Raw genomic sequence first — 12830 nt, 5'->3', positions numbered from 1 at the left:
TGCCCTGACGAGGTTTCGATGTCTTCGCTCATAGCCGACTGTCTGGCACAGCGCCACGGCGACAACTTTCAACTACACGAGAAATTCCTGAACACGCAGATGGTGCGCGTGCTGAGGACCATCGGTTACGACCGGGTCTATACCCGGGCCAGCGGCCCTTACCTCTACGATGCGGACGGCACGGAGTATCTGGACCTGCTCAGCGGCTTCGGTGTCTTCGCACTGGGCCGCAACCATCCCACGGTCGTCGCTGCGCTGACCGAGGTGCTGCAAAGCCAGCTGCCCGACATGGTGCAGATGGATGTGTCCCTGCTGAGCGGACTCCTGGCGGAGCGGATCCTGGCCCTGTGCCCGCCGAAGCTGGAGAAGATGTTCTTTTGCAACTCCGGCGCGGAAGCGACCGAAGCGGCCATCAAGTTCGCTCGTTACACCACCCGACGCGAGAAGATTCTGTATTGCGAACACGGCTTCCACGGATTGACACTGGGTGCCCTGTCGCTGAATGGCGAGGCCGTGTTCCGCGAGGGCTTCGGCCCACTGCTGCCGCAGTGCGATGCCGTGCCCTTCAATGACCTGCCGGCCCTCGAAGCGGCCCTCAGCCGGAAGGATGTCGCTGCGTTCATCGTGGAGCCCATTCAGGGCAAGGGCGTCAACATTCCTTCCGACGACTATCTGCCCGAGGCCGCCCGTCTGTGCCGCCGCTACGGCGCCCTCTTCGTTGCCGATGAGATCCAGACCGGCATCGCCCGGACCGGGAGGTTCTGGGCGATTGAACACTGGGGCGTCGAGCCTGACATGATCCTAATGGCCAAGGCCTTGTCCGGCGGCTTCATCCCCGTCGGCGGTGTCGCGATGACGGCACCGATCATGGATGCGGTGTTCAACCGCATGGACCGAGCCGTGGTTCATGGCTCGACCTTCTCGAAGAACAATATGGCGATGGCTGCCGGTCTCGCCACCCTGCAGGTCATCGAAGACGAGCGCCTCGTCGAGAACGCCGCACGGATCGGACAAGAACTGTTGACCGGGATGAAGGCACTGCAGGAACGTTATGAACTGCTGCGGACCGTCCGCGGGAAGGGGCTAATGGTCGCGCTTGAGTTCGGCTCACCCAAGAGTTTCTCGCTGAAAGCCGCCTGGAATCTCCTCGAGACTGCCAACAAGGGGCTGTTCAGCCAGATGATCACGATCCCTCTGTTCAAGAATCACCGCATCCTCAGCCAAGTTGCCGGCCATGGCATGAATACGGTCAAGTTTTTGCCTCCATTGGTCATCAACGACCGGGACAAGGACTGGATCCTCGGCGCCTTGGACCAAGTGATCGCCGACTGTCACAAGGTGCCGGGCGCCATCTGGGACCTCGGCAAAACTCTCACCGGCCATGCATTGAAAGCCAAGGCAGGCTGAAGGCTTCGACTCTCAACTTTAAAGGACGATCTCATGACGCCACGACTGCGCGCGATCGCGCCGCTGCTGCTGAGCAGCGCTCTTGCACTCGTCGCCCCCGGACAGGCCCAAGCCCATGCGGTAGTGACCGAGTCCTCGCTGCAAACCCAACCGGTCAAGCCGGGCCACGCGACTACGGTGCAGCTTCAGTTCAACGCCGGCGTCGAATTGTCGCTTTCGCGCATATTCCTGGTCAGCAAGGGCGACGTGTATCAACCGATAACGGCACGAACCGGCAGGAAGCCGGGCGAGATCCTGGTCCCGCTGCCCGCCTTGAGCGAAGGGGAATATGCCATAAAATACAAGATCTTCGCTGCCGACGGGCATCTGACAGAAAGTGTGATTCGGTTTTTCGTCAAGGAAGAGAGCAACAAGCGGTAAGTCATCATGTACATGCAAGGCCTCGCCAACTTTCTGGATGACTTCCTCGGAGGACTGATGCTGATCAGCTATGCGCTGGTCATCGGGAGCCTGCTGTGGAGCATCTGGATCCTCCGTGTCTGGTCACCGTCGGAGCGCGCCTCCACCACGATCATTGCGCGCGGCATCGCGTTGCTGCGCTTCGGAGCCATTGCGCTGGCTGCCACCCAAGGCACCAAGCTCGTCATCAAGGCCCTGGTGCTATCCGCGACGCTCGGCGAGCTCCCGATGGCGGCCTATGCCAGCACGGTTCAGTTCCAGGCCGGTCTAGTGCGGCTCGTTCTGGCCGTGGGTATCGTCTGGCTTACGGGACGCATGCGGGCTGCTCCCGTGCATAGGCCCTACTGGAACACACTGCTGGCCCTCTCCATCCCGCTGGTCATCAGTGGCGCCTGGCTGGTCCACGCCGTCGGGCGTTTCGAACTCCGCAGCCCCCTGATGGCCATGACGGTGGTTCACCAGTTGGCGGGGGCCGTGTGGGTGGGCGGCATCGCCCAATTGCTGTCCTTGTGGCGGCTGGGCGCTGTCGATCGTGAAGCGCGAGCGCTTTGGCCGACGGCGATCTCCCGTTTCGGTTGGCTGGGCGGGCTTTCCGTTCTTCTCTTGCTGGTCACGGGCCTGCCGCTGGCCTGGACCTACATCGGTTCCTGGGACGGCCTGTTTGGAACCGGGTACGGCAGTCTGGTCGTGACCAAATCACTGCTGTTGTTGATCGCGCTGTACTTTGCCTACCGCAATCACAGCGCCGGACGTTCCTGGCGTCAGGGAGCGACCGGCGGCGCGATCGTATCGAAAGTCCCCTACTACATCGAAGCTGAGACCTTCATCCTGGTCGGCATCCTGTTCATCGCCGCCACGCTATCCTCCCAGCCGCCCTCCGTGGACATTCCGGATCTGGCGGTTCCCGTGGCGGACGTGATCGAGATGTTCACTCCTCACGAACCGCGCCTGACGTCGCCGAGCCACGAAGAGTTGTTGGCTGGGGAAGCCGGCCGCGTTGCGGTCGTCGGCAAGGTACCCTCCCCCGCTGCCACCCTGTGGTCGGATTACAACCACAATATCTCCGGTATCTTTTTGACCGGGATGGGGCTGGTGGCGATGCTCTATTACCTGTTCGGCTTCGGCTGGGCGCGCTATTGGCCGCTGGGTTTCATCGGCCTCAGCATCTTCCTGTTCTTCCGCAGCGATGCCGAAACCTGGCCGCTCGGGCCCATTGGCTTCTGGGAAAGCACCTTCGGGAACGGCGAGGTTTTCCAACACCGCATCGCGACCCTGCTGGCGTTCTGTCTCGGGGTCATGGAACTGCGCGCCCGCACGAACCCGGACGCCCGCAAGCTAACGTTCATGTTTCCGGTCCTGTGCGCTTTCGGCGGCGTCTTGCTGTTGACCCATGCCCATGCCGAATTCGAGCTCAGGAGCGAATATCTGATTCAGTCGACCCATACGGCGATGGGTCTGCTAGCGGTGATCATGGCCAGCGGACGCTGGCTGGAATTGCGGCTCGCCACACCCGAGGGTTACACCGAGAGCCGTGTAGCGGGATTCGTGGCGATCCTGGCCATGTTCGTAATAGGGAACTTCCTGCTGTTCTACCGCGAGCCGCTCTACTGATCAGGAAACAAGCCGGGGGGCTGCCGCGCCAGGGCGGCCAGCTCACTTGTTGTTCTTCGCGTAGTCGGTGATTTTCTGCTGCAGTTTTTCCAGCAGTTTTTCGAAACCCTCGCGGTCGATAACGCTCGTGTACTGCGCCTTCTTCAAAGCCAGATCACTGATCCCGTCAACGATGATATTGATGATGACCCATCGTCCGTTGAAGTGATTGACGATGTACTCGAACTTGATCGGTTTGTCGTTCGGGACCAGCATCACATAGCGCACCGTGATTCGGTCGGCCTTGATTTCGTCCGAAGACTCATACTGAAATTTCTCGCCCGCATAGGCATTGAACTGCGCCGCATAGGTCGCCACGCTCAGGTCAGTCAGCTTGGCCATGAACGCCAGCTTTTGAGACTGATCCAGTTTCTTCCAGTGACTACCCAGCGCAATCTGCGCCACCGCCTCGAACTGGAAGACGTCCCGCACAACGGGATCGAGCCGCTTCAGCCGCCCTTGATAGCCCAAGCGGTCGGCGTTTTTCATCACGTCCAGGAGGGCTGTATTCAGCTTGTCGACCGTTTGGCGCGCCGCTGTCACTCCTGGGCTGTCAGCCGAGACCAGCTGGCAGTAGGCCGCGAGCAGCAGGGCGAACACGATGCGCAGGTACATAGGGTTTCTCATTTTTCGCGAAAATTGTGCCAAATATACCACACTCATGCCTGCACTATCGGCGCCATGCTGGCTCCTTTTTCCCGGGTCCGCGACCGCGGGAAGCGCTCATGGAATGAGGCCCTGTCGTACCTCGCTGTCGCTATCCGACGACGGCGGCTCATCCCGCCACCCGACCAGTCTCGCACGCAAGCGCAGCAGCGCCTGCCCCTGCAACTGCGACACACGCGACTCTGAAACACCCAGAGCGATCCCGATCTCCCGCAGCGTCCGCTCCTCTTCGTAATACAGGACGATGATCAGCCGTTCCCGATCGGGAAGCCCCGCGATTGCCGACTCCAGGGCCGCAGCAAAGCCCGTTCGGGCCAGGCTGTCGATGGGCTGGCCGCCTTCATCGGCCCACGCCTCGAGCACGTTGTCGCCGACCGCGTCCACGAGTTGCTCGATACTGAGGACCCGGCAGGCCAAAGCATCCTGGAGAACCGCATGATATTCGGCGAGCGGCAAGCCGAGTTCGGCTGCCACCTCACAATCACGCGCATCGCGACCGGTTCGCGCCTCCACCGCATGAATCGCTTCAGCAACCGAACGCGCCTTGCGATGTACCGACCTCGGTGTCCAGTCATACCGACGCAGCTCGTCCAGCATCGCGCCCCGGATCCGGATACCCGCGTAGGTCTCGAAGCTCGCACCGTGCCCTTCCCGGTAGGTCTGCCGCGCTTCCAGCAGGCCGACCATGCCCGCCTGCATCAAGTCATCCAACTGGACCGAGGACGGCAGGCGGCTCAGTAGGTGCAACGCAATGCGCCGAACCAGATCGCTACCCCTGATCGAAGACTCATCTAACGAGGATGATGCTTTCGAGTAATCGTTATCGTCGCTCATTGCCACTTCCACGACCCTGTGCCCCTATCGGTACGCGCAATCCGCTCGCGCATCAGCGCTCGGCACGCACGACGACACGGACGCAGCGGATTGTACATTTTCGGAGGTACCGGCAGAATGAGGTCACCCCCATCCAGATATCCCCGTATTCCTTTTGACAACAGTGATGCAGCAGACCCTCCGCGCTCTCTCGTGTCCTGCCCACCCTCTTCGGCTGGGTATGCGGACGTGACGCTGCCGGCTGTGCGATTCTGCCGGAGCGGGGCTCGGGACGCCGCCCGCGGATTCGGTCAAAGAGGACACGAGTAGCCATGTGCGGCATCGCGGGTATCGTTTGGCGCGGTCGCGCAGCCGAGCCAACTGACCTTCATCGGTCGGCGGCACTGCTGCGCCACCGTGGTCCGGATGGTGAGGGCTATTTCACGCGCGGACCCTTCGCTATGGTCCACACGCGCCTGTCGATCATCGATCTCGCTGGTGGCGCGCAGCCCCTATTCTCCGACGACGGTCGACTTGCCGTCGTGGCGAACGGCGAGATCTATAACCACTTGGAACTACGCAAGGACTTGGAGACCCAAGACCGCGTCTTTGCGACCCATTCCGACTGCGAAACCATTCTTCACGCTTACGCGCGAGACCACTTCAGCTTCGTCGAGCGGCTGAACGGCATGTTCGCCTTCGCGCTTTACGACGATGCACGCCAGCGACTCGTGCTGGCTCGAGATCGCCTCGGCATCAAGCCACTTTTCTACGCCTGTCTGCCGGATCGTTTCGTCTTCGCCTCCGAGTTGAAGGCACTCCTGCCCTTGCTGCCCAGGGTGCCGGGTATCCATGCACCTGCGCTGTCACAGTTCCTGCACAACCAGTTCAGCACCGGTCGTGAGACCATCCTGTCGGGCATCCATCGCGTCGGGCCAGGCGAGATCATCGAGATCGACGTTGACCTTCAGCTCCATACCCGCTGCTACTGGACCCCACTCGACATCGTGCTCCGCGATGTGGACACAGCGACCGCAGAAGCCGAGTTCGATGCGCTGTTCGGACAGGTCATGCGCGAGCATATCCGGTCCGATGTACCCTTCGGACTGTTCCTCTCCGGAGGCAATGACTCTGCGATCCTCTTGGCCGCGCTGACCCAGCTCCAATCGCAGCCGGTCCGAACCTTCTCGATCGGCTATACGGACGCCGAGATGGGCGATGAACTGGACGGCGCCGAGCGGATGGCAGACCTGTTCGGCAGTCGTCACACGTCATTTCGGCTCGACCGCTCGGCGGTGTTCCGCCGCATTCCGCACACGGTCTGGGCAGCCGATGAGTTGATGCGAGACTACGCCTGCCTGCCCACGTCAGCACTGTCGGAAGCGGCCGGGCATGAACTGAAGGTGGTTTTTTCCGGGGAGGGTGGCGACGAGGCGTTCGGCGGCTACGGCCGTTACCGGCAGCATCCTCTCGTGTTCATGCTCAAGAATCTCATGGCGCCCGGGTCCGGTGGCTTCCGCACCCGCAGTCATTGGAAGGGACGCTGGTCGCGGCGCCTGCTGGGACCCGCTTTGCGACAACACCGCCGCGCAGCCCGCGGCCCGATTATCGCCGCCTGGAGGGCGACGCCGCCGGCCTGGACGCATCTTCAGCGCTGTCAGTACACCGACTTGGTCACGGCGCTGCCCGACAATCTTCTTGTCAAGGCCGACCGAATGATGATGGGCTTCGCGCTGGAGGGCCGAGTGCCTTTTCTGGATCACCGTCTGGTTGAATTTGGCCTCTCCTTGCCCGACGCACTCAAGGCAGACGGGCGGCAGACCAAGATCCTGTTGCGGCGCTGGGCGGCACGCCACATTCCGGCCGATCATCTCTACCAGCGCAAGCGCGGCTTTCACGTACCGGTGGATGAGTGGCTGAGCGGCAGCTTCCTCGATCGAACAGAACAAAAGCTGATGCGCAACACGGCCGTGGCCGAGTGGTTCGACAGCGCCCGGCTGCCGGAGCTTTTCCACCAGCAGCGTACCCGCCGCGGCGCGAGCCGCGAGATTTTTTCCCTGCTGCAGTTCGCGATCTGGCACCTTCTGTTCGTCGAGCAGCCGGGCCTGCGCCCCACGGCGGATGAGGATCCACTGGACTGGCTTGGGTAAGGCACTTCCGCTGGCACAGCGCGGTCCCATCGTCGCAGGACTTCCGCCGCGGCATACCCCCACTAACGGACCGAACGATGAAGCCTGATATTGGATCGATTGTCGACCTGCTACATCGCTGTGCTTATGCCTCCCTGGCGACGAATGCCCGTGACCTGTCGGGCTATCCATTTCTCAGCGTGTTACCGGTCGTACTCGACGACCGACACTGTCCCATCTTGCTGATCAGCGATCTCGCCGAACACACGCGGAATTTGCGGTCAGACGCACGGGCATCGCTGCTGTTGTTCGACCCGGGCACGAGTGACCTCCAGGCCGGTGCCCGCCTGACACTGATCGGCGAACTCAGGCCCTTTGCCGCCGGACCGGCATTGATCGATCGCTACCTGCGTTACCAGCCCAACGCAGAACGCCTGCTGCCCCTGGGCGACTTTCATTTTTTCCGGATGCACCTGCAACGTCTTCGCTTCATCGGCGGCTTCGGCCGCATGGGCTGGCTGGACGGCGATGCGCTCGCGTTGCTGGAACCGGTCTCGCTAACCGCTGAGGGGGCTCTACTGGCCGAGTTGTCGGCTCGCGTCAGGCCGGGGCAAAAGTTGCTCGGCGTCGACCGTTGGGGATTCGACCTTGACGTGAGGGGCGCCCGCCAACGCATCAGTCTGGCATCCCCGCCGGTTGCGGACGACAGTCTGGCCGATGCAGTCATTGCCGCGTTGGAGACTGAAGAAGTAAGCACGCCACCGGACTGAAGGGCCAGGGAGCCGCAATGACGGCTTGGCACAGGGCCGGACCGGAAGTCCCGACTGCAGCAGTGCGCTGTGTACAATACGGATCGTCCGACGAACGTCACTCGGCGGGATCCTGCCCGGCAAGGAGACAGCAATGGCCAACAAGAGCGTCGGTCTGTCCGACCCACTGTACCAATACTTGCTGACAAACTCGGTCCGCGAATCGCCCCTGCTGGCCGAACTGCGTGAAGAGACATCCGCTCTCCCTGGCGCCGGGATGCAGATCACCCCGGAACAGGGGCAGTTCATGGCGCTGCTGGTCAGGCTGACCGGCGCGCGCCGCATCATCGAAATCGGCGTGTTCACCGGATACAGCTCCCTGGCAATGGCGTTGGCCCTGCCTGTGGACGGGCAACTGGTCGCCTGTGATATCGACCCGGACTGGACTGCTATCGCACAACGTTATTGGACTCGGGCCGGCGTCGCGGACCGCATCGAGCTGCGGCTCGGGCCCGCGCTTCAGACCCTGGAAACCTTGTTGGCGGGCGGAGAGGCTGGACACTTCGACCTCGCCTTCATCGACGCCGACAAGACAGCCTACGATGGGTACTACGAACGTTGCCTGGAATTGTTGCGTCCCGGAGGACTGATCCTGATCGACAACGTCCTTTGGGGCGGGCGAGTGGCTGACGCCATGAACAGCGATCCGGACACCAACGCAATTCGCGCACTAAACGCCAAGATCCGCGATGATCAACGCGTTTCCTGCAGTCTGGTACCGATTGCCGATGGCCTGATGCTGGCACTGAAACACGCATGAGCGATCTTGGCCGGACACCGTCCCGACGCCGCCGTTTGCTGTGGTGCCTGGGGCTCGCGCTGGCCTATGTCGCGCTCGGGCGGTTGAGCTACGCGCTGAGCGCCCTGGCGGGCGTCGGCGCAGCGGCGCTGTGGCTGCCCTGCGGCCTTAGTGTGGCCGCCATGCTGCTACTCGGTCGGTGGGTCTGGCCAGGCGTTTTCCTGGGCGCCTGGACCCTCAACGGGCCCGTCATGGATGGGCCGTCCGCGCTCGCACTACCGTTCGCGTTCGGCAACACCCTGGAGGCCGTGGCGGCAGGACACCTGTTCCGGCGTTACGCCAATTCCGAGGATATTTTCGAATCGGCTGAAAACTTCGCCGTCCTCGTGTTCAGCATTCTGTTCGGCAACAGTCTCAGCGTATTTTTCGGGGTTGGCGCGCTCGTTCTGCTGAACGCCACGGAGCCCCCGCTATTGGTACCGCTGCTGACCTGGTGGATGGGGAACCTCAGCGGTGCGATGCTGGTGATTCCGCTAATCTACGCGTGGCGCAATCCCGATTTCACCGATCACAGTCTGGGACATCTGTCCGGCTACGCGATTCTGCTGTTTGCGACAGCCCTGTTGGAGGTGATGATCTTCGAGCAGCGTCTGCCGGCTATCTTCGTGCTGCTACCGTTCCTTTTATGGTCGGCGCTGCAATACGGCGCCGCCGGGACCACGTTTTTCGGCACCCTCGTCGTCGCCATTGCCATGTGGGAAACCACTCACGGAAAGGGCCAGTTCGCGGTGGCTTCACCGGCAGTGTCGATGATCGTGACGCAGCTTTTCTCTGCGGTCTTTCTGATCACCGCCTTTGTGGTGATGTCCCAAAATCGCGCCGGGAGAAGACTGCTGGCGGAACTCCAGCGAAATGCCGCACTGCTCGAGCAGAAGGTGTCGGAGCGCACTGACCAGCTAGCCCGTAAGGAAGCTCACCTGGCACGCGCGCAGGCCATTGCACACGTCGGCAGCTGGGAATGGGCACATGATGAAGACACATGGTACTGGTCGGATGAAACCAAGAGAATCCTGGGCTTTCCGCTTGTAGCCGACCCCCGTTACGTCGACTTCTTTGCGCGAGTCCACCCCGACGACCGCAACGTGCTGCGCGCCGCTCGTGTCGCCTTGACGGAGCCGGGTGGGCGCATCGACATCCAATATAGGGTTTTGAGTCCGGACGGGCAGATCCGTCACGTCCATGAGCGTGGCGAGCGAACGCACGCCGGGGATGGGCGGCCCGGCGCCGCGAGCGGCACCCTGATGGACATCACGACACAAAAACGCAATGAACTGGAATTGACGCGCCTCGCCTTCGTCGCCCGGGAGACACGCAGCGCAGTCTTGATCACCGATCGCGAAGGCGTCATCGAATGGGTCAATCCCGCTTTCACCCGGCTCACCCAGTACACCGCCGCCGAGGTCGTCGGCAGGAAGCCAGGTTTATTGCTGCGGGGCACCGCAACATCACCCCGGACGGTCCGTTTCCTTTTGCGGGAAGTCGCTCGCCGCCGGAAGAGCCACATCAGCGATTCGATCAAGGTGGAAATCCTGATCTGCAACCGGGAGGGCCGGGAGTACTGGGTGGAACTGGAAGTCATTGGTTCGTACGGTCCGGGCGGCCTGGAGCGGTTTTTCAGCATTCAGCACGACATCACCGCCCGCAAGGAGTACGAGTCCCGACTACGCAGCCTGTCGGATCGGCTGAAGGCCACGGTCGATGCCGCCATGGACTGCATCATCGTGGTGGACCATGAAGGGCGTATCCTGGAATTCAATCCCGCCGCCGAAACCTGCTTCGGCTATCGCCGCGACGAGATCATCCGTGAACCAGTGACCGAGCTGATCATCCCGCCGGGCTATCGCGCAGCGGATGGCCAGGGTCTGAAACACTACCTGAGCACCGGGGTCGCCAACCTGCTGCGTCAACGGAATGAAGTGTCCGGCATGCGCGCGGATGGCTCGGCATTCCCGGCCGAACTGTCGATCGATGTCGCCACGAGTGAAGCAGGAAAAATCTTCGTCGGCTTCCTGCGCGACATCACCGAGCGCAAACAGACCGAACTGGCGCTCCAGGTAGCCAAGGAACGCGCCGAAAGCGCAAACCGTGCGAAGAGCGAGTTCCTCGCTAACATGAGCCACGAAATCAGGACGCCACTGAACGGCGTGCTAGCCGCTGCCGAATTGTTGCTGTCCGGAGGACTGACCGCGGAACACCGCGAATATGCGGAGATCATTCACCATAGCGGCGAGAGTTTACTCACGATCCTGAACGACATCCTGGACTTCTCCAAAATCGAGGCCGGCAAACTCGAACTCGAACGCATCGACTTCGATCTGCACGACAGCCTCGATGCACTCATTCGGCTCGCGGGCCTGAAGGCACAGGAGAAAAACCTGGAACTGATCTGTGATTTCGCAGTAGACCTGCCCACCCGGCTCCGGGGTGATCCGCTCCGCTTGCGCCAGATTCTGATGAACCTGCTGTCCAATGCCATCAAGTTCACGGAAGAAGGTGAGATCACACTGCGTGTACGCGTCGACAGCGAAGACGAACAGTTTACGACGCTCTTTTTTTGCGTCAGCGACACCGGTATCGGCATTGCTCCGGACCGGCAGGCCGGACTCTTCAAGCCCTTCATGCAAGTCGACGGCGCGATCACCCGAAAGTACGGGGGCACCGGACTTGGCCTCGCGATCGCCAGAACACTCGTAAACCTGATGCAAGGGGAGATCGGCAGCGCGAGCGCGCTGGGCGCCGGCTCGCAATTCTGGTTTACGGCCGTCTTCGAGAAGCAACATGCCGGTACCACACAACCCTACGGTCCGACCCAGTTGCCAACTGCCCCGAGCGTGCTCCTCGTCGGCGGCAACAACAGCCAGATCGCCATCCTGGCTGAATGGCTGACATCCTGGGGTTGTGCTTGCCACACCGCGAGCAGTCGCCACGGCGCCTTGCTCAGGCTCGAGGAGGCCCGACGGGCGCAGCAGTCCTACCGGTTCGCAATCGTGGACCTCGGTGCGGCGGATCTCGACGAGCTGGTGCGCTATGTCGATGCGGGCGAACGGCTCCCGCTATTGGAAAGCACCAAGTGGATTGCGCTGACCAGTTACAGCGGCAAAGCGCAACTGACGGCCCTGCGCAGCGCCGGCATCGAAGCCTGTTTGACCAAGCCGATCACACCGTCGCGCCTGTTCGACTGCCTCGCGGCCTTTCTGTCCGGCTCGCCGCAACATCAGGAAACGGCGCCCCGAAACCTTAGCGCACCGGGGGACGCACAGATCTCGACCTCACGGAAGGTGCTCCTGGCCGAGGACAACGCGATTAACCGGCGCGTAACGCTCGCCATCCTGGCCAAGCTCGGATACACCGCTGATGCCGTGGAGAACGGACGGGAATGTCTCGAGCAACTGGCACAGCGGGATTACGATCTGGTGTTGATGGATTGTCAGATGCCCGAAGTCGATGGCTATTCCGCCAGCCGACGGATTCGTGACGCCGAATCCGGAGTCCGGAATCACGATATCCCGATCATCGCGTTGACTGCTCACGCGATGCGCGGCGACCGCGAGCGCTGCCTCGCGGCGGGCATGGACGACTATCTCACCAAGCCACTGGACGTGAAAGCCTTGCGGAGCGCGCTTGACCGGTGGCTCCCCGAGCCGCAGTCACCACCAGCACCTGTAGCCAACGATGAGGTCCCGGCGCGCAGCATCGCTGACATCCGGGTATTCGATGCCGCGGCCCTCCATCGGAGGGTGTTGCATGACGAGGATCTGTATTGGGAGGTGATCAATAGCTTTTGCGAAGACCTGCCCGGGCGTATCCAGCAACTGCGGACCGCGCTCGACGCCGGCGACCTGTCCGCCGTACAGCGCCACGCACACACGATCAAGGGCACTGCAGCCAATGTCGCAGCGGATGCACTCAGCGCGCTTGCGCTCAGTATTGAGCAGGCGGCCGACACGGGTTCTGCCGAGTTGCTGCGACTGACGGAGCGCCTGCAACCTGAGTTCGAGCGGCTACGCCAGGCCGTCGCACCGTAAGCGCTCCACAAACCCCAGGCTATGCGGTGCGGATCAGGTGGTGATCAAATCCGCGGGTGGGCAGTTCCAGGGC

At 62.1% G+C, this 12830-nt stretch carries 9 protein-coding genes; 7 read left to right on the top strand and 2 right to left on the bottom strand.

The annotated features are described in order from the left end of the window. The first annotated feature begins 18 nt into the window (after nt 1-18). From ACW73L_RS14105 to ACW73L_RS14095, 3 genes are read left to right on the top strand one after another with little or no spacing between them, the layout of a single operon-like run. Nucleotides 19-1407 (top strand): aspartate aminotransferase family protein, encoded by a 1389-nt coding sequence (locus tag ACW73L_RS14105; RefSeq protein WP_498922890.1) that lies wholly within the window; start codon nt 19-21, stop codon nt 1405-1407. A 33-nt stretch (nt 1408-1440) separates the two neighbouring features. Further along, nucleotides 1441-1827, top strand: coding sequence for a copper resistance CopC family protein (locus tag ACW73L_RS14100; protein ID WP_498922888.1), 387 nt, complete (start codon nt 1441-1443; stop codon nt 1825-1827). Nucleotides 1828-1833: 6 nt separating this feature from the next. Next, a complete protein-coding gene (locus tag ACW73L_RS14095) occupies nt 1834-3477 on the top strand; it encodes a CopD family protein (RefSeq protein ID WP_498922886.1) in 1644 nt (547 codons plus the stop codon). Between the two features lie 42 nt (nt 3478-3519). On the opposite strand, the gene ACW73L_RS14090 is transcribed toward ACW73L_RS14095, so the two are convergent. Together ACW73L_RS14090 and ACW73L_RS14085 are read right to left on the bottom strand one after the other, a co-directional pair. Continuing rightward, nucleotides 3520-4131, bottom strand: coding sequence for an ABC transporter substrate-binding protein (locus tag ACW73L_RS14090; protein ID WP_498922885.1), 612 nt, complete (start codon nt 4129-4131; stop codon nt 3520-3522). A gap of 108 nt (nt 4132-4239) precedes the next feature. Next, nucleotides 4240-5016: an RNA polymerase sigma factor FliA gene (locus tag ACW73L_RS14085; protein WP_498922883.1), complete on the bottom strand. Its 777-nt coding sequence runs from the start codon at nt 5014-5016 to the stop codon at nt 4240-4242. 311 nt (nt 5017-5327) lie between these two features. Between ACW73L_RS14085 and asnB the strand changes: the two genes are divergently transcribed. The 4 genes from asnB to ACW73L_RS14065 all read left to right on the top strand — a co-directional run bounded on the left by asnB (nt 5328) and on the right by ACW73L_RS14065 (nt 12757). After that, the gene (asnB, locus tag ACW73L_RS14080; protein ID WP_498922882.1) at nt 5328-7145 is read left to right on the top strand and encodes an asparagine synthase (glutamine-hydrolyzing); all 1818 of its coding nucleotides are present in this window, start codon (nt 5328-5330) and stop codon (nt 7143-7145) included. A 77-nt stretch (nt 7146-7222) separates the two neighbouring features. Next, complete coding sequence (locus tag ACW73L_RS14075) at nt 7223-7894, top strand: HugZ family pyridoxamine 5'-phosphate oxidase (RefSeq protein WP_498922880.1); 672 nt, start codon at nt 7223-7225, stop codon at nt 7892-7894. 133 nt (nt 7895-8027) lie between these two features. Next, nucleotides 8028-8693, top strand: a complete 666-nt coding sequence (locus ACW73L_RS14070; RefSeq protein ID WP_498922878.1) for a class I SAM-dependent methyltransferase — start codon at nt 8028-8030, stop codon at nt 8691-8693. Continuing rightward, nucleotides 8690-12757: a PAS domain S-box protein gene (locus ACW73L_RS14065; RefSeq protein WP_498922877.1), complete on the top strand. Its 4068-nt coding sequence runs from the start codon at nt 8690-8692 to the stop codon at nt 12755-12757. The genes ACW73L_RS14070 and ACW73L_RS14065 overlap by 4 nt, the downstream gene beginning before the upstream one ends. The last annotated feature ends 73 nt before the right edge of the window (nt 12758-12830 follow it).

It is taken from the genome of Methylolobus aquaticus, from assembly GCF_054172105.1.
This window is presented reverse-complemented; position numbering and strand designations above follow the sequence as displayed.

What these genes read in the sequence shown, in the direction of transcription:
- ACW73L_RS14100 (WP_498922888.1), top strand. Translation starts at nt 1,441, where the DNA reads ATGACGCCACGACTGCGCGCGATCGCGCCGCTGCTGCTGAGCAGCGCT.
- ACW73L_RS14090 (WP_498922885.1), bottom strand. Translation starts at nt 4,131, where the DNA reads ATGTACCTGCGCATCGTGTTCGCCCTGCTGCTCGCGGCCTACTGCCAG.
- ACW73L_RS14075 (WP_498922880.1), top strand. Translation starts at nt 7,223, where the DNA reads ATGAAGCCTGATATTGGATCGATTGTCGACCTGCTACATCGCTGTGCT.
- ACW73L_RS14070 (WP_498922878.1), top strand. Translation starts at nt 8,028, where the DNA reads ATGGCCAACAAGAGCGTCGGTCTGTCCGACCCACTGTACCAATACTTG.
- ACW73L_RS14085 (WP_498922883.1), bottom strand. Translation starts at nt 5,016, where the DNA reads ATGAGCGACGATAACGATTACTCGAAAGCATCATCCTCGTTAGATGAG.
- ACW73L_RS14105 (WP_498922890.1), top strand. Translation starts at nt 19, where the DNA reads ATGTCTTCGCTCATAGCCGACTGTCTGGCACAGCGCCACGGCGACAAC.
- asnB (WP_498922882.1), top strand. Translation starts at nt 5,328, where the DNA reads ATGTGCGGCATCGCGGGTATCGTTTGGCGCGGTCGCGCAGCCGAGCCA.
- ACW73L_RS14065 (WP_498922877.1), top strand. Translation starts at nt 8,690, where the DNA reads ATGAGCGATCTTGGCCGGACACCGTCCCGACGCCGCCGTTTGCTGTGG.
- ACW73L_RS14095 (WP_498922886.1), top strand. Translation starts at nt 1,834, where the DNA reads ATGTACATGCAAGGCCTCGCCAACTTTCTGGATGACTTCCTCGGAGGA.